Origin of the sequence: Pseudomonas floridensis (assembly GCF_002087235.1) — a bacterium.
GTDB classification, from domain to species: Bacteria; Pseudomonadota; Gammaproteobacteria; order Pseudomonadales; family Pseudomonadaceae; genus Aquipseudomonas; species Aquipseudomonas floridensis.
Genome location: NZ_MUIO01000015.1, coordinates 14,363 through 30,078 on the forward strand (window position 1 = coordinate 14,363; position 15,716 = coordinate 30,078).

Annotated in this window: 14 protein-coding genes and 3 pseudogenes; 7 read left to right on the top strand and 10 right to left on the bottom strand. The window is 59.1% G+C overall.

From position 1 onward, the window contains the following. Nucleotides 1-231 precede the first annotated feature (231 nt). Complete coding sequence (locus tag BZK31_RS05065; RefSeq protein WP_083181704.1) at nucleotides 232-606, top strand: hypothetical protein; 375 nt, start codon at nucleotides 232-234, stop codon at nucleotides 604-606. Between the two features lies 1 nt (nucleotide 607). On the opposite strand, the gene BZK31_RS05070 is transcribed toward BZK31_RS05065, so the two are convergent. Beyond that, a complete protein-coding gene (locus BZK31_RS05070) occupies nucleotides 608-1,159 on the bottom strand; it encodes an ATP-dependent Clp protease proteolytic subunit (RefSeq protein ID WP_083181705.1) in 552 nt (183 codons plus the stop codon). A 202-nt stretch (nucleotides 1,160-1,361) separates the two neighbouring features. Next, the gene (locus tag BZK31_RS05075) at nucleotides 1,362-1,544 is read right to left on the bottom strand and encodes a con-10 family general stress protein (protein ID WP_083181706.1); all 183 of its coding nucleotides are present in this window, start codon (nucleotides 1,542-1,544) and stop codon (nucleotides 1,362-1,364) included. An 848-nt stretch (nucleotides 1,545-2,392) separates the two neighbouring features. On the opposite strand from BZK31_RS05075, the pseudogene BZK31_RS05085 reads away from it, so the two are divergent. From BZK31_RS05085 to BZK31_RS29680, 4 genes and pseudogenes are all read left to right on the top strand, one after another. Beyond that, nucleotides 2,393-3,832, top strand: a pseudogene (locus tag BZK31_RS05085) (PAS domain S-box protein); the annotation flags it as partial. Nucleotides 3,833-3,997: 165 nt separating this feature from the next. After that, a pseudogene (locus BZK31_RS30525) lies at nucleotides 3,998-4,459 on the top strand (methyl-accepting chemotaxis protein); the annotation flags it as partial. Then, nucleotides 4,456-5,934, top strand: a complete 1,479-nt coding sequence (locus BZK31_RS05090) for a chemotaxis protein CheW (RefSeq protein ID WP_083181709.1) — start codon at nucleotides 4,456-4,458, stop codon at nucleotides 5,932-5,934. The pseudogene BZK31_RS30525 and the gene BZK31_RS05090, both read left to right, overlap by 4 nt. A 21-nt stretch (nucleotides 5,935-5,955) precedes the next feature. Next, nucleotides 5,956-6,153, top strand: a complete 198-nt coding sequence (locus BZK31_RS29680; RefSeq protein WP_167377846.1) for a hypothetical protein — start codon at nucleotides 5,956-5,958, stop codon at nucleotides 6,151-6,153. A 69-nt stretch (nucleotides 6,154-6,222) separates the two neighbouring features. Here BZK31_RS29680 and BZK31_RS05100 read toward each other — a convergent pair whose 3' ends face one another. From BZK31_RS05100 to BZK31_RS05110, 3 genes are all read right to left on the bottom strand, one after another. Continuing rightward, nucleotides 6,223-6,705, bottom strand: a complete 483-nt coding sequence (locus BZK31_RS05100) for a GNAT family N-acetyltransferase (RefSeq protein ID WP_083181710.1) — start codon at nucleotides 6,703-6,705, stop codon at nucleotides 6,223-6,225. 61 nt (nucleotides 6,706-6,766) lie between these two features. Then, nucleotides 6,767-7,165: a hypothetical protein gene (locus BZK31_RS05105; RefSeq protein WP_083181711.1), complete on the bottom strand. Its 399-nt coding sequence runs from the start codon at nucleotides 7,163-7,165 to the stop codon at nucleotides 6,767-6,769. Between the two features lie 225 nt (nucleotides 7,166-7,390). Next, complete coding sequence (locus tag BZK31_RS05110; RefSeq protein ID WP_083181712.1) at nucleotides 7,391-8,263, bottom strand: MBL fold metallo-hydrolase; 873 nt, start codon at nucleotides 8,261-8,263, stop codon at nucleotides 7,391-7,393. A 110-nt stretch (nucleotides 8,264-8,373) separates the two neighbouring features. On the opposite strand from BZK31_RS05110, the gene BZK31_RS05115 reads away from it, so the two are divergent. Continuing rightward, nucleotides 8,374-9,273, top strand: coding sequence for a LysR family transcriptional regulator (locus tag BZK31_RS05115; protein WP_083181713.1), 900 nt, complete (start codon nucleotides 8,374-8,376; stop codon nucleotides 9,271-9,273). A gap of 199 nt (nucleotides 9,274-9,472) precedes the next feature. Here the strand turns inward: BZK31_RS05115 and BZK31_RS05120 are convergent. From BZK31_RS05120 to BZK31_RS05140, 5 genes and pseudogenes are all read right to left on the bottom strand, one after another. Beyond that, a pseudogene (locus BZK31_RS05120) lies at nucleotides 9,473-11,412 on the bottom strand (methyl-accepting chemotaxis protein). Between the two features lie 216 nt (nucleotides 11,413-11,628). Further along, complete coding sequence (locus BZK31_RS05125; RefSeq protein ID WP_083181714.1) at nucleotides 11,629-12,666, bottom strand: LLM class flavin-dependent oxidoreductase; 1,038 nt, start codon at nucleotides 12,664-12,666, stop codon at nucleotides 11,629-11,631. A 75-nt stretch (nucleotides 12,667-12,741) separates the two neighbouring features. Continuing rightward, the gene (locus BZK31_RS05130; protein WP_083181715.1) at nucleotides 12,742-13,008 is read right to left on the bottom strand and encodes a flavin reductase family protein; all 267 of its coding nucleotides are present in this window, start codon (nucleotides 13,006-13,008) and stop codon (nucleotides 12,742-12,744) included. A 262-nt stretch (nucleotides 13,009-13,270) separates the two neighbouring features. After that, a complete protein-coding gene (locus BZK31_RS05135; protein ID WP_083181716.1) occupies nucleotides 13,271-13,606 on the bottom strand; it encodes a hypothetical protein in 336 nt (111 codons plus the stop codon). A 218-nt stretch (nucleotides 13,607-13,824) separates the two neighbouring features. Then, entirely contained in the window at nucleotides 13,825-14,274 is a 450-nt protein-coding gene (locus BZK31_RS05140; protein ID WP_083181717.1) for a YqaA family protein, read from the bottom strand. Nucleotides 14,275-14,527: 253 nt separating this feature from the next. On the opposite strand from BZK31_RS05140, the gene sfnG reads away from it, so the two are divergent. Continuing rightward, nucleotides 14,528-15,634, top strand: coding sequence for a dimethylsulfone monooxygenase SfnG (gene sfnG, locus BZK31_RS05145; RefSeq protein WP_083181718.1), 1,107 nt, complete (start codon nucleotides 14,528-14,530; stop codon nucleotides 15,632-15,634). Nucleotides 15,635-15,716: the final 82 nt, after the last annotated feature.

Genomic DNA, 15,716 nt, shown 5'->3' on the forward strand with positions numbered 1-15,716 from the left:
GTTTATCACTTTCTCGTTGGGCCGACGCCTGAACTGGCTTGAACGTTTGAAGTGCCGGATGTGAAGGAGTTTTATACAAGTTATGAAAACAGGATAAACGGTACAGCAAGCGAAGCGGTGCGTGACCTTTTATCGACTTTTGAATTAAAGGTGGGCGGCACACCCTATGCTTGATGGGCGTTTCAGTGTCTTCACGCGGTGGGTCATTGTGGTGTTTTTCTGGAGGGTTATATGTTTAACAAGAATAAGAACTCACCTGTAAATTCTGAAAATCTGGTGACCGAGAAGTCTTATGACCGACATCTTGAAAACGGTTGCAAGGCCAATGTCTGCGCCCGCCAGCTGCCGGACGGGGATATCGAACTGGTCGTCTGCGTCATGGGCGAGGATGGGCATACGGTGGCGAAGCGCACGACGAAACTGCCGGGCGCCGAGTGGACGGTGCCCGACGCCATGAAGCGTGGCATCGATCAGGCGGAACGCATCGCCGGGGGCGAATCCGGACGCCTGCGCGTGGCGGACCGCGCCGACCGCGAAGAGGACGACGATGACGACGCGCCTGATGGCAGGCCAGGCGTGGCCCGGTCATGGCCTGATCAGGAGTAGATCAGGAGTAGATGCTGTGGATGACGAACTCGCCTTGTAACCGGACGGGCTCGATGGTGTGAATGATGCCGGTGGCCAGCGCCTGGGCAGGGTCGAGGATACGTGGAGCGGCGGTCAGATACTTCTCGGTCTCCAGCGTTTCGCTGGCCTCTTGCGTACGTTCCGCCACGATGCGCGCGTAGAGTTGCAGGTCATAGTCCAGACTCATCGCGTATTCAGACATGCGTGAATGGTCCACCGAGCCGTGCAGATGCCAGTGGAACGGGTGAAACAGGAACTTGCTGTGCAGGCACGCCGTGCGGTGCCGACCCGCCAGGAAGACAATGTTGCCCATTGACTCCACTGTGCCCAGATTATGCGTGTGTACGGGGATGGGCAGGGCCAGAAGAAAGTTGTAGAGCGTGAAACCATAACTGCATTCACCGCCCATGGTGGCGATGTTGAGGGTCAGTTCCGAGGCCTCGCGCTGAACGGCCAGCGACGCTTTTTCAATGAGCTGTCCGCAGGTCGAGGCGTTGATCGGGCCGGTGAGATTGATGATGTGCAAAGTCATGTGCGCATCCCTGGACGCGATATAAGCGCAAACTCAGCACCTTATGCTGGCACCCAAGGCACCGTCGCTCGACGGGTTGGCGCTATTGCTACCGATTTCAAAGAACTAAAAGAGCGGGGGAGAGTACGTCTCCCCCGCAAGTCGTTTGATGACTCTGGGTCGTCCATGTCGGGTTCCATGCATTCATCCGGTATGCGTCATTCTATTCTGAGGATTGGCGGCCGCCACCATGGCTCTTTTGTCCCCCTTTGCGACCGGCTTCCGATGCTTTTTCCCGGTCATTGGCAAAGTTGCCACCTGAGGACTGACCTCCCTTCTTGCCCGCTTCCGACGCTTTGCCCCGATCGTTTGCAAAGTTGCCCGGGTTTTTGTTGCCTGTGGTCATGATGGCTCTCCAGTATCAAATAAGATTTTTGAGGTTGGGTGTCCATTTTTTGATTAAGGACACTTCTTAAGATTGGTGTAAGGCCTGAAATGTTTTTGCTATTTTTTACGGGCTGATCAATGGCGGTAGTTGTAAAAGTTTTGTACAGAAAGGCCGTTATTTTTTCTTGGATTGTACAGTCTTGGTCACATCTGGAGCAGGGCTGGAAGTGTATTGATTAGGGGGTTTGTCAGTTGCGTTTATCCGGGCCGAACGCGGTCGGACACGTCTGTTTTATCGGTGAGTGATCGAGCCCCTTGACCCATGTCATGGGTCTGCTGCGGGCACTGATGAAAAATAGTGTGGGGTCCTATGATCCGGTTGACTTCGTCACGCGTATGCAGAGCTTCGCTTTTTTCCACGTGCTGTTTTTTGTCAGGTCCGGGGGACTCATGGATCCGCGTCTCGCAGGCCTTTCCTTCCTGCTTACCCTTGCATGGACCGGGACGGTAGTTCTGGTCATGTGGTTTTTTTCCTGAGGCAATGCGCGACGCCTGCTTCAGATTACAGGTAGTGGCGAACTAATGGCTCTTGGCGCAATCTGTATCAGCGATCAGGCATCGTCAGGCAACGTCTCGTCCTCGGCAGAGCCCCGAAGCGCTATCGAATGGATTGAGAAATACGATTACCCGTTGAGCGCTTCAGGCGGCAATGTTTCACGCGGCGAAGTCCGTTTGCCTGTTCTGCCGATACCAATACGCAGCACCCTTTTGATAACTGTTTGACTCTCAGAGCATTTTTCCATGTCGACCACAACTGTAAGTACCCCTAAGGACATAACCGGGGTGCAGTTGGACCTCCACTCGCTGATGACGGCCATTGATCGGTCGCAAGCGATGATCGAATTCGATCTCGAAGGCAATATATTGCGGGCCAACACCAACTTTCTCGATTGCGTCGGGTATCGACTCGACGAAATCCAGGGTCGGCATCACCGCATTTTCTGTACGCCCGACTACGCGTCCAGTGTCGAATATGCGACGTTCTGGGAAAAGTTGGGTACGGGCACTTTCGATGAAGGTCAGTACAAACGGCTGGGCAAGGGCGGCAAGGAAATCTGGCTGCAGGCGACCTACAATCCGGTACTGGACGAGCACGGCAACCCGTTCAAGATCGTGAAGTTCGCGACTGACGTCACTCACCAGCGCAAGACCCACGCCGAATACGAGGGCAAGGTTGCCGCCATCGAGCGTTCGCAGGGTGTCATCGAGTTCGACCTGAACGGGCGGGTGCTCAACGCCAATGAAAACTTCCTGTCGATTCTGGGTTATCGCCTCGACGAAGTGCAGGGCCAGCACCATCGTATGTTCTGCGATGACGAACACCTCAACAGCCCGGCTTATCGCGCGTTCTGGGCCAAGCTGGAGCGGGGCGAATACGACGCCGGTGAATACAAGCGGGTGGGCAAGAATGGTCGCGAGCTTTGGATCAGCGCGACCTACAACCCGATCTTCGACCCCGAAGGCCGTCCTTACAAGATCGTCAAGTTCGCCAACGATGTGACGGAAAGCCGCGCGCGTCAGGCCGAACAGGCGGGCAAGGTGACCGCCATCGAGCGTTCCCAGGCAGTGATCGAATTCGACCTGACCGGTAAGGTGCTGACGGCCAACCGCAACTTCCTGAATGTATTTGGTTACGATCTGAACGAAGTGGTGGGCGAGCATCACCGCATGTTCTGCTCCGAAGAATTCACCAGCAGCCTGGCTTACCGTGAGTTGTGGGAGAAACTTGGCCGTGGCGAATATGACGCCAACGAATACAAACGTCGGCGCAAGGACGGCAAGGAAATCTGGATTCAGGCCACCTACAACCCGATTTTCGATGCCCAGGGCATAGCCTACAAGATCGTCAAGTTCGCCCTCGATGTGACCGATGCCAAAGAAAGCAGTGTCGAGGACAAGGGCAAGGTGACCGCCATCGATCGCGCCCAGGCGGTCATCGAATTCGACATGGCTGGCAATATTCTCACCGCCAACCCCAACTTTCTCAAAGCAATGGGTTACGGCATGCAGGAGATCAAGGGCCAGCACCACCGGATCTTCTGTGAAGAGGAATACGTGCGCAGCACGCCATACCGCGAGTTCTGGCATGGGCTGGGGCAGGGCGAGTTCTTCTCGGGCCGCTTCATGCGCCTGAGCAAATATGGTCAGCACGTCTGGATTCAGGCGACGTACAACCCGATCTTCGACCATGAAGGCAAGCCGTTCAAAGTGGTCAAGTTCGCCACCGACATTACCCGCCAGGTCGAAATCGAACAGGCCATCGAGGCCAAGACCGTGGCGATGGGTGAATCGGTCAAGGCGCTGATGAATGCGATTGCCTATGTGGCCCAGAGCACCGATACGGCCACCGGGCTGGCACGTCTGACCCGCGACCAGGCCAGCCTTGGGTCACAGACGCTGGGCAAGGCGTCCGAAGCGATGGACATGATCGCCAAATCGGCGGAAGGCATTCAGGACATCGTTCAGGTGATCAGCGAAATCGCCAGTCAGACCAACATGCTGGCATTCAACGCGGCCATCGAAGCGGCACGCGCCGGTGAACATGGCCTGGGCTTTTCCGTGGTGGCGGACGAGGTGCGCAAGCTGGCCGAAAAGTCTTCCCGCGCCACCAAGGAAATCAACAAACTGATTCTGGAAACGGTCAGCCGCATCGAGTCGGGCAACGAGATTTCCCGCAGCGCTGGCGAGGCGTTCGAGCACATCGTCGAAGGCGTTATGCAAACCACTCAGGCCATCGACGGTATCAACACTGCCACCGAGAAGCAGCGTGTGTCTGCCCAGGAAGTCGAATCGCTGATTCTCGAACTGCACAAGACCAATTCGAACGGCAGCACCGAAGGGCTGGACAAGGTGTCCGTCGGACAATCTGCATGAGCGGCATGAATGCCTACGGCGTGGTGCAGATCAACGGCACTTACCTGGCGGTCATCGCCGACGCCCTGATGGAGGCCGTGCACTGGCCGACCGACCTGCAGGCGCATCCGCTGACGCGCGGCGCGCTGTTGGGGGTCTTCACGTTGCGTGGCAAGCCGGTGCCGTTGGTGGACCTGCGCAGTCAGTTGGCCGAAGGTGCCGACAGCTCGGCACCGACACCGCTGGTGGCGATTCTGAAGTTCAGCGGCGGTTATCTGGGACTGGCAATCGATGCCGTGTGCGACATTCTCAAGGCCCGCGAATCGCAGTTCTGCGCCATCGGCCCGGGCGGAGCCAGCAGTGGACTGCTGCCCGAGCTGCTGTTGAGCACCGAAGAATCGCGCATGATCTACAAGCTGGACCTGGCGGTGCTGGCCGGTTTGCCGGGAGTGATGTTTGCCGCCGATCAGCGTGCGCAGTTGCTCAAGGAAGAAGCCCAGGCCGCCAAGCATCGCCTGCTTCATTACCTGGTGTTCGAATGCGACGGTCGCCATTTCTGTATCGACGCCAGTGTGGTCACCGAACTGGTGGACGAGCCGGACATCAGTGCGTCGGATTTCGGCAGTGACTGCTGCTTCGGCGTGACATCGGTGCGCGGTACCAAAGTTCCAGCGTTGAATCTTTCCGAGGTGCTGGGGCTGGATCATCCGCGTCAGACTTCAAAGCCGCAGTTTTTACTGCTGACGGCGCCGGACGGACGGGTCTGCGGGTTTGGCTATGACCGGATGGTGGCGATCCATCGTCAGGACCCGGACAGTCTATTGGCGGTGCCTGGCTACGGCCTGCTGCACCCGGAGCTGTTCGCAGGCGTGATGAATCTGCAGGAGGGCGAGCAGGCCTTGTTGCTTAATCACCCGCAGTTGCTGCAGCGCCCTGAGGTCACGAGCTACACCAGGGTCTACCAGAATGACGTGCAACCCGCGCAGGCCTCGCACGATGTCACCAAGGCCATGTTGCGTCACGCCTGCCTGCTGTTCGATGCGCCGACCCGTTTTGTAGCGCCGTTGAGCCAGATCGTCGAGATTCTGGCCATGCCGCGGCAGTTGATTGGGTTGTCCCAGCCTTCCACGCATCTGTTGGGCCAGTTCAATCTGCGTGGCGAACAAGTGCCGTTGATCTGCCTGAGCAGCCTGCTCGAGGAGGACTCGCCCGAGCGCACCGAGGCGTCGCGGGTACTGATCGTGCGTGGTGAGCGGCTGTGCTTCGGCTTTGCTGTCAGCCGGGTGGATTCGATCGACGCTTTCAATCAATTCGATCCAGCGATGCTCGAGCAGGGTTGGCAGACCAATCTGGGCAAGGAGATTTCGGTCAATGATCGGGCTCGCTCGCTGGTCAGCGTCGGCAGCCCCGAGCGTAGCTGGCGTTTGACCCTGCTGGATCTTCAGGGCCTCGCCAGACAACTTGAGCACAGCGTTGCATCACGTGCCGTGGCGTGATGCGGCTTGCCGGGAAGCAGGATGATCAATCAATCTGAACCGAACGGCGCGCTGGAGGCCTTACAAGAACAGCCACCCGCGGAGCCGTTGACCATGACTGACCAGAAAGACGAAAAGAAACCGGAGCCTCGCGACGATGTGCCAGCGCACTCGACGCCCGAGGAGAGGGAACGCCTCAAGGATTTCAACAAGGGCGGCATCCCGCCTGGTGCCTGCTGAAATCCTGTGTTGCCTGAAGCGCCCGGCCAGCAAAAGGTCGGGCGTTTTCATGAAGGAAGTGGGCAGCGTTCACTCGCCAGCAGCGAAATCGCGCAGCACACTGCCTTCCATCCGATAGCGCACCCACTCCTCCTGAGGTGCTGCGCCGATGGCCTGGTAGAACTTGATTGCCGGCTCATTCCAGTCCAGCACGCTCCACTCCAGACGACCGCAGTCGTTGGCCACCGCCTCGCGGGCGATCTCGCGCAACAGCTTGCGCCCAGCGCCGATACTGCGTTGTTCCGGCGTGATGTACAGGTCTTCCAGGTAAACGCCGTTGCGCCCCAGCCAGGTGGAATAGCTGTAGAAATACACGGCGTAACCGATGGGCTTGCCGTCGTACAGACATATCAGGGCTTTGGCGGGCGCGTTGTCGGCGAACAGAGAGCGCTGAATGTCCTGCGCGCTGGCCTTGACCTCATGTCCGGCGCGCTCGTAGATCGCCAGCTCGGTGATGAAGGCCAGGATCTGCGTGGCGTCGGCGGCAGTGGCAGGGCGAATGTCGAGGGACACGGAGACTCTCCTTGGATAAATGGACGCGGCATCATAGCGGCTGCGTCCGGTCATCCGGTAGTCAGGTGTCGCGCAGCAGGTCGTTGGCGTTGAGCAATTGCCAGGCAATATGCGGATGGGCTTCCAGTGCCCGCCGGATCGCCGCGGGGATCGACTGACGCGTCTTGCGGCACAGCCCGGTCTTGCCATGCACCACGATGCTGATCCCGCGCATGGTGCGCACTTCATTCAAACCCGGCGCCACGTCGACCCGTACACCCAGTTGTTCGACGATCTTGTTCAACACATGCTCCAGATCACCCAGGCTGGTCACGCGCTCCAGGCGCTCGAGCAGGCGTCGTTCTTCGTCGCGGGTCAGCAGCAGAATCCGCCTGTCGGCGTCCGGCGCGTCCAGTCGTTCCCGCTCGCAATCACAGGCGCCGGGCGGACATGGGTGTCGAGTGGGAGGCGATGCATTCATGGGCGCAGCATAGCCATTTCGCAAGACGTCTGACCATAGCTGTTTCAGGCCATTTATCGTCACGCGCCGGCCAGTCTGCGCGCCGGTCAGGTGCTCGGGATATGCTGTTTGCGCGGCGTGGCCAGTCGTTTCCGGAAAGGGCTCGAGCGGATGGGAAAGAAAAAATCTGGCAGGCTGCGGGTGACTGCGACCTGCCAGAGGTAACGTGCCTGGTGATCAGTCACATCAATGTGGCCACTTCATCTCGCCTTTGATGACCTTGGCACTCAGCTCCAGCGAACCGGGCTCGGCCAACTGAGGCCAGGCTTTCTGCATGGCGTCGATCAGGGCGGCCGAGTCCTTGCTCGTTTTGGCGTTTTCTTCGAAAGATTTCAGGTAATCGGCAGTGAAAGTCACTGCTTTTGTGCCTTCAGGCACATCGCCCAGAAAGTGGCCGGGAATCACGGTGGCGGGCTTCAACGCTTCGATGTCCTTGAGGGCGGCAAGCCAGTTCTGGCGGGACTGGGGCGTCTGGGTGTCGGCGACCCAGACATGAATGCCGCTGGATACCACCACGCCACCGACCACCGCCCGGAGTGATGGAATCCATACGTAACTGCGCTCCGGTGCCGGGCCTTGCAGCCCTTTGATCTGCAACGGCTGGCCTTCCAGCGTCAAGTGATCGCCCTTCAGAACCTGCGGCAAAACCAGTTTCGCCGGGGCATTGTCCTTGAGAATCGGGCCCCAGTAAGCGAGCTTGCCCTGCATCGATGCCTTGATGGCTTCCACGGTCGGTTCGCTGGCCACGATTTTCGCGTCCGGGAACGCCGCCTGAATCACGTCCAGACCGAAGTAATAGTCCGGATCGCTGTGGCTGATGTAGACGGTGGTGAGTTTCTTGCCGCTGGCCTTGATCTTCTGCACCAGCGCCTCGGCGTCATTGCGCTGGAACTGGGCATCGATCAGCACCGCATCGTGCTTGCCGGTGATGAGTTCCGAAGAAACCGGAAAGACAGCTTTGTCAGCCGGGTTGTACACATCAATGTTCAGCGGGTCAGTGGCTTGGGCGGCCAGGGGAAAGACAGCGAAGGAGAGGGCCAGCAAGGAACTGCGCAACATGGGATCGACCTTTTCGAGTGGCAGAACAAAAGTGGCTTTATCTTAAGTTGCTTGAAGTGAAACAAAAGCCCCAGTATTAGCAATTATCGGTTGCTTGAATCGGATGAATCATGGATCGCATTGTTGCTGCCCGCGTTTTCGTTGCCATCAACGAGCGCGGCAGTCTGATTGCTGCTGCCGAGGCGCTGGACATGTCCCGCGCAATGGTCACGCGTTATCTGGCGCAGATGGAACGCTGGGCCGGAGCACGGCTGCTGCACCGCACCACTCGCAAACTTGGTCTGACGGCTCCTGGCCAGGTGACGCTGGCGCGGTGTCAGCAGTTGCTTGAACTGGCGGACGCAGTGCCCCTGGCTGCCGATACGCAGGTCGACGAGCCGCGTGGAATGCTGCGCATCGCCTGCTCGCAGTCTCTGGCTCAAACCGTGCTGGCGCCAGCCGTGACTGCGTATCTGCAACGCTACCCGGGTACATCGGTGGACCTGCACATCGGCAATCAGGCGGTGGATCTGGTCAGCGAACGGATTGATCTGGCGATCCGCATCACCAACCAACTGGATCCCAACCTGATCGCACGGCCACTGGGGCGTTGTGAGTCGGTGGTGTGTGCCGCGCCGGGCTATCTGGACGCACGGGGCACGCCGTTTCGGCCGCAGGACCTGGCGGGTCACAACTGCCTGACCTATTCCTACTTCGGCAAAAGCCTCTGGGAATTCACCCGTTCCGGGCACCCGGTGAGCGTGCCGGTGGGCGGCAATCTGAGCGCCAATGATTCTGTGGTTCTGTTGGAGGCTGCGGTGGCAGGGGCGGGAATCACATTGCAGCCGGTGTATTCGGCTGCGCCGTTGCTGGCCAACGGAAAGCTGGTCGCCCTGATGCCCGATCACCAGCCCCAGGCGCTGGGTATGCACGGGATCTACACCTCGCGCCATCACCAGTCGGCGACCTTGCGCACCATGCTGGATTTTCTGGCCGGGTGGTTTGGCGAGGAAGTGCTGCTTATGCAGTGAGCCCCAGATCTTCAATCCACCCATCTATCACCGCATCATCCGTGAGAGTGCTCATGAATCCAATGCCAGATCCTGCGTTTGATACACCGTCTTCGCGGACGAGTCCGCTCCCACTGGCATGCGCTGGTCTCCACTTGTCACCGCGCCATCCGTGGGAGTGAGCCTGCCCACGAAAGCGGCGGCTCGGGCGCTGCCGTCATCAGGTCTTGAATTTGCGTACCAGCGCGTCCAGCTCGTTGGACAGCGAAGCCAGGCTGCTGGAGTCGGCGCGGGCCGAATCGGACAGGGTGGCGATCAACTGAGCATCGCCGTGAATCTGGCTAATGTGCCGATTGATGTCCTCGGCCACCTGATGCTGCTCCTCGGCGGCAGTCGCAATCTGCGTGTTCATGTCGCGGATCACGTCCACCGACTCACGAATCTGTCCGAAACTGCTGCGGGCCTGGCCGATCTTGGCGACTGACTGTTGCGACACGTCCAGGCTCGCATTCATCTGCTGCGCGACCGATTTGGTGCGTTTGGCCAGATTGCCCAGCAGTGTATCGATCTCGGCAGTCGAGTCGGCGGTGCGTTTGGCCAGGGCGCGCACCTCATCGGCTACCACGGCGAACCCACGACCCTGCTCACCAGCGCGTGCGGCTTCGATGGCTGCGTTGAGTGCCAGCAGGTTGGTCTGCTCGGCGATCGAGCGAATGGTGTCCAGAATCGACTGAATGTCGTTGCTGTCCTTTTCCAGTTGCGACACGTCTTTGGCCGAGCGGGCAATCTCCTCGCTCAGTTGATCCACACTGCGCACCGCATCGTCGATCTGCAGCTGGCCTTCGCGGGCTTGCTGCTGGCCGCTGTCTGCCGAGTCGGCAGCCTGGCTGCAGGAACGGGCAACTTCGTTGGAAGTGGCGACCATCTCATGAAACGCGGTGGACACCATGTCCACCGCTTCACGCTGGCGACCTGCCGCCTCGGCCATGTCGTTGGAGACGCGGGTGGAGCTGTGCGACGCCTCGAGAATTTTGTGCGCGGCCTGGCCGATGTGCTGGATCAGATTACGAATGGCGGTCAGAAACTTGTTGAACCAGCCAGCCAGTTGCGCGGTTTCATCGGTGCCGCGCACCGTCAGGTTATGGGTCAGATCGCCTTCACCCTCGGCAATGCCCTCCAGGCCGGTCGACACGCTGTGGATCGGGCGCACGATGACACTGGCGAAACTGGCCCCGACAATAGCGAAAACCACTGCCAGCACAGCGGCGATGATGCCGATCAGCCAGGTCAGGCGCGTGGCCGAGGCCATCACTTCTTCCTGTTTGATCAGGCCGATGAAGTTCCAGCCCAACTGATCGGACGGATAGACGTTGGCCATGTAGCGTTCGCCATTGAGCGTCAGTTCGACCAGTCCGCTGCCGGTTTTGGCCAGTTCGGCAAAGCCGTCGCCCAGCTCACCCAGTTTCTTGAAGTTGTGTTCCGGCTGCTTGGGATCGACCAGCACGGTGCCGTTCTTTTCCATCAGCATCAGGTAGCCGCTCTCGCCCAGCTTGATCTGCTTGACGATGCTGGTCAGTTGCTTGAGTGAGACATCGACGTTGACCACGCCGCCAGGGTTGCCCAGCTGTTGGGAATGGCGCGAATGGTGCTGACCAGTACCGCATCATCGGCCGCCCAGTAATAGGCGTCGCTGCGCACGGTCTTGCCGACATTGGCCATGGCCGTTTTGTACCAGGGGCGCACGCGCGGGTCGTAGTTGCTCATCCGCGGATCTTCCGGCGTCATGATGTAACTGCCGTTGATCAAGCCGTAGGACACGTACGAGTAGGCCGGGTGCGCCTTGGCGATGTTGGTGAACAGTTCGGTGGCCAGCCTGTCGTTTTCCGACTGGGCGGTGGCGGCGGCACCCATGTAATTTCTGAAGTCGTCACCGGCACCCGCAATCAGCGGATGGGCCGCGATGTAGTTGACGTTCTGGGTAATGCCGTCGAAGAACAGTTGCATGGCGTTGTCGACCTGACGAATCTCGCGTCCGCTGCCGTCGACAAAATCCTTGGTCGCCTCGTCACGCAGATTCACCACCACGATGGTCGCAACCACGATGATGGGCAGGCACGCAATGACTGCGAATGCCCAGGTCAATTTCTGTTTGATATTCATGTGAGCTCCGGAGTGTCCATTACTACCGCGCGTGTCGGGCGCTGCCTGCATGCAGTCTGTCGAGCCAGCTCATACCTGGAGCGTGTCTTATGGTCTACCAATAGCAGGTCGGCGCCCGGTTGCCATTCTTTAGGGCGCATGGCGCTAACAGGTATGTGCGTCGTTTCTGTCTCGGGCGCGGTAATACGGATCGCTGCCACCGAAGTGCAAAGCCTCTCAGCGGAACGCTGGCACCACGTGCTTGATGAACAGTTCGAGCGACTTTTTCTTCTCGGCGTGCGGCAGGCTGTTGTCGCACCAGAAACTGAATTCATCGACCCCCAGTTCCTGATAGCGGCGGATGCGCGGTATGATTTCTTCCGGCGTGCCGATCATGGTGTTTTTGCGAATGTTGCCCAGCTCGAACTCCGGGCGTTCCTTGAACTTCTCTTCCGGGCTGGGTGCGAGGAAGCCGTTGACCGGCGTCTGCTTGTTACCGAACCAGGCGTCGAAGGTGCGGTAGAACTTCGAGATGGCCGTGGCACCGACTTTCCAGCCGTCCGGATCGTCCGCCGCATGCACGTGAGTGTGGCGTAGCACCATCAACTGCGGACGTGGCGCGTCAGGGTTGTTGGCCAGCGCGGCCTCGAACTTGTTCTTCAGGTCGACGACTTCCTCATCACCTTTCATCAATGGCGTGACCATCACGTTGCAGCCGTTGGCCACCGCGAAGTTATGAGAGTCGGGGTCACGTGCGGCGATCCACATCGGCGGAGTGCTGACGGGCTTGGGAACGCAGGTCGAGGTGGGGAATTTCCAGATCTCGCCATTGTGGGCGTAGTCGCCTTGCCACAGCGCCTGCACCACCGGCACCATTTCACGCAGTGCCTTGCCCCCTTCGGACGCGGGCATGCCACCTGCCATGCGATCGAACTCGACCTGATACGCGCCTCGCGCCAGACCGACTTCCATGCGACCGTTGCTGATCACGTCCAGCAAGGCGCATTCACCAGCGACCCGCAGCGGATGCCAGAACGGCGCGATGATCGTTCCCGCGCCCAGGTGAATGGTCTCGGTTCTGGCGGCCAGATAGGCGAGCAACGGCATCGGGCTTGGGGAAATGGTGTATTCCATCGCGTGGTGCTCGCCGATCCAGACTGTGCTGAAACCGCCTTGCTCGGCCATCAGCGTCAGCTCGGTCAAGTCTTCGAAGAGCTGACGGTGGCTCACGGTTTCGTCCCAGCGTTCCATGTGCACGAACAGCGAAAATTTCATGACACTTTCCTCGATCAGATCGGGGTGCCTGCCTGAGCGGCACCGGTGTTATCAATGAATGACAAATCGCAGGTATCAGGCCAGGACTGGCAGGGCGCTCATTCCGCCGCGGGAATACACCGTCGGGTCGACGGGCTGCTGTGGCTGAATCAGGTTCTTGATCGGGCCAACCATGGAACTGTAGTTGGGGCAGAACAGCACCAGCGGCGGGTCCACCGATAATGAGCTGAAGGCGCTGGCGGTCAGACCGACCACCTCACCGTCCTCATTGAGCGTGGTGATCACGATGACACCCGATGGAAAGGAGCCCATAACGTTCTCGTATTCGGTTGCGTCGATCATTGGCTACCTCTGCGCGGTATACCGACAGGAACTATTTTTGTCTGTCTGATGGTATACCGTAATACTTTGACTGCAAGTCTTTTTTGATTGCCGCGCGCACAGGCGGTCGTGCAGGCCTGTCCGACAGGTCTGTGTGCAAAGAACGCAAAGGATGCAGTGAAGGAGGGAAGGAGGGAAGGAGGGAAGGAGGGAAGGAGGGAAGGGCGGCGAAGCGGTTTTACATCAGGCGTTCAGTGAGCGGAACGCCTGAGAGGAATGACCGTCAGCTGCAGGCTTCGGTCTGTATGTACTCGGCGGTAGAGTCCCGAATCACCGGTCCCATGCCGCTGACGGCGTGAGCGCTTTCCATGATTTGCAGCGTCGAGCCGGTGCCCACCAGATTGACCGTGTGGTTGTCGCAGTTGTAGACGCGCTTGGAATAGATGACGCCCAACAGACTTTCACGTCTGGTCACCACGACGCGGTTGTTGAGCGAACCGGTTTTCTCAACCAGCGCGTGCTGCGCTGCGGGATCATGCGGAACGGCAATAGCCTTTTCTTCGGCGCTGACCGAGAAGGCGGGAATCATGAGTACCAACAACCAGGCATGAAATTTCATCGGTGCTCCTGCGGATGAATAGGGCGTCATTGGATCCAAGGCTACGCTGCCCTCCGTGTACTGGGTAGCCACTGGCCATGCCTTCTGTCGGAACTGGATCCCATTCCTGACAAGCGGTATTTCCGGCCTGCCGTCTGTCGTCGGGACATCATTTAGGGTGATTGAAATCCGTGTGCGGCCGATGCTTAGGTGAGGCTTTGCCGCCAAGCAAGGCGGTGTCAGTTGGGCAGGACGAATACCTGGGTGACCACCGCGGCCACCACCAGATAACGCGCGCCCTTGGCCAGCGTGACGATCAGCACGAAACGCCAGAGTGGCTCGCGCAACACACCCGCCACCACGGTCAGCGGATCACCGATGATCGGCACCCAACTGAGCAGCAATGACCAGTAACCGTACTGCCGGTAAAAACGGCGGGCTTTCTCCAGTTGCGTTTCGCTGACCGGAAACCAGCGTTTGTGCCGCAGATGCTCGATGGAGCGGCCCAGCAACCAGTTCAAAACCGAGCCCAGCACGTTACCCGCCGTCGCCACCGATAGCAGCACTACAGCCGGATAAGCCTTACTGATCAACATCGCAGCCAGCACGGTTTCCGATTGCATGGGAAGCAGCGTTGCCGCGCCCAGCGCCGCCATGAACAGGCCGAAATAGCTTGAAAGTTCGAACATCGAAGGATGCCTTGTGCGTGCAGAACCTTTGAAGGAAGCAGGGCGGATCAGCGACTGTAAGCCGACAGACTGTTGCCTGCGCAACACCGGGTCAACACCTTGCCACGCAGCCGACAGCTAAAGCGGCCTGTCAGACGGTGTAACTCATTGATCGAATTGACAATATAGCACTGGCACGGTTGCTGCTTTGTTGCTTTTCACCAAGCCCGCTCGATTCTTGTGCCCGGGACCCTGAAGCCAGAGGAGTAACGATATGAGTCAAACCCCTGTCAAATTTGCGTATTGGGTGCCGAACGTCAGCGGCGGTCTGGTGGTGAGCAAGATCGAGCAGCGCACCAGCTGGACCATCGACTACAACAGAAAACTGGCGCAGATCGCGGAAAAATCCGGCTTTGAGTACGCTCTGACGCAGATTCGTTTTACCGCGGGTTATGGCGCCGAATACCAGCACGAGTCGGTTGCGTTCAGTCACGCGCTGCTGGCTGCCACCGAAAAGCTCAAGGTCATCGCGGCGATCCTGCCCGGGCCGTGGACGCCGTCCGTGGCGGCCAAGCAGTTGGCAACCATCGACCAGCTCACGGCCGGGCGGGTGGCGGTCAACATTGTCAGTGGCTGGTTCAAGGGGGAGTTCACCGCCATCGGCGAACCCTGGCTGGAGCACGATGAGCGTTACCGACGTTCGGAGGAGTTCATCCGTGCACTCAAGGGCATCTGGACCACTGACAACTTCACGTTCAAGGGCGACTTCTACCGCTTTCACGATTACACTTTAAAGCCCAAACCCATTCAGCGTCCGCACCCGGAAATTTTCCAGGGTGGCAGTTCCAGAGCTGCCCGGGACATGGCGGCTCGAGTGTCTGACTGGTATTTCACCAATGGCAACACCGTCGAGGGCATCAAGGCTCAGATCGATGACATCCGGGCCAAGGCTGCGGCCAACGGGCATTCGGTGAAGATTGGCGTCAACGCGTTCATCATCGCCCGGGACACCGAGGAAGAAGCGCGGGCCGTACTGGCCGAGATCGTCGACAAGGCGGACCCGGAAGCGGTCAATGCCTTCGGTGATGCCGCCAGGCAGGCCGGCAAGGCCAGTCCGGAAGGCGAGGGCAACTGGGCCAAGTCCACCTTTCAGGACCTGGTTCAGTACAACGACGGCTTCAAGACCAACCTGATCGGCACGCCCCGCCAGATTGCTGAGCGCATTGTGCAACTGAAAGCGGTTGGCGTGGACTTGATCCTGTCGGCTTTCTTGCATTTCCAGGAAGAAGTCGCCTACTTCGGCGAACATGTCCTGCCTTTGGTACGCGAACTGGAAGCTGCTTCGGTGCGTACACCGGCCCAGACCGCTGCCATCGCCTGATTCGCAACGTCCCCTGCCTTACTGCCGTGAGCCCTCGCGCTCACGGCCCCTCAAAAAAAATCCTGCAGTTGTGATCCAATCC

What these genes read in the sequence shown, in the direction of transcription:
- BZK31_RS29680 (WP_167377846.1), top strand. Translation starts at nt 5,956, where the DNA reads ATGATCAATCAATCTGAACCGAACGGCGCGCTGGAGGCCTTACAAGAA.
- BZK31_RS05070 (WP_083181705.1), bottom strand. Translation starts at nt 1,159, where the DNA reads ATGACTTTGCACATCATCAATCTCACCGGCCCGATCAACGCCTCGACC.
- BZK31_RS05140 (WP_083181717.1), bottom strand. Translation starts at nt 14,274, where the DNA reads ATGTTCGAACTTTCAAGCTATTTCGGCCTGTTCATGGCGGCGCTGGGC.
- sfnG (WP_083181718.1), top strand. Translation starts at nt 14,528, where the DNA reads ATGAGTCAAACCCCTGTCAAATTTGCGTATTGGGTGCCGAACGTCAGC.
- BZK31_RS05065 (WP_083181704.1), top strand. Translation starts at nt 232, where the DNA reads ATGTTTAACAAGAATAAGAACTCACCTGTAAATTCTGAAAATCTGGTG.
- BZK31_RS05110 (WP_083181712.1), bottom strand. Translation starts at nt 8,263, where the DNA reads ATGTTGCGCAGTTCCTTGCTGGCCCTCTCCTTCGCTGTCTTTCCCCTG.
- BZK31_RS05115 (WP_083181713.1), top strand. Translation starts at nt 8,374, where the DNA reads ATGGATCGCATTGTTGCTGCCCGCGTTTTCGTTGCCATCAACGAGCGC.
- BZK31_RS05135 (WP_083181716.1), bottom strand. Translation starts at nt 13,606, where the DNA reads ATGAAATTTCATGCCTGGTTGTTGGTACTCATGATTCCCGCCTTCTCG.
- BZK31_RS05105 (WP_083181711.1), bottom strand. Translation starts at nt 7,165, where the DNA reads ATGAATGCATCGCCTCCCACTCGACACCCATGTCCGCCCGGCGCCTGT.
- BZK31_RS05090 (WP_083181709.1), top strand. Translation starts at nt 4,456, where the DNA reads ATGAGCGGCATGAATGCCTACGGCGTGGTGCAGATCAACGGCACTTAC.
- BZK31_RS05130 (WP_083181715.1), bottom strand. Translation starts at nt 13,008, where the DNA reads ATGATCGACGCAACCGAATACGAGAACGTTATGGGCTCCTTTCCATCG.
- BZK31_RS05075 (WP_083181706.1), bottom strand. Translation starts at nt 1,544, where the DNA reads ATGACCACAGGCAACAAAAACCCGGGCAACTTTGCAAACGATCGGGGC.
- BZK31_RS05125 (WP_083181714.1), bottom strand. Translation starts at nt 12,666, where the DNA reads ATGAAATTTTCGCTGTTCGTGCACATGGAACGCTGGGACGAAACCGTG.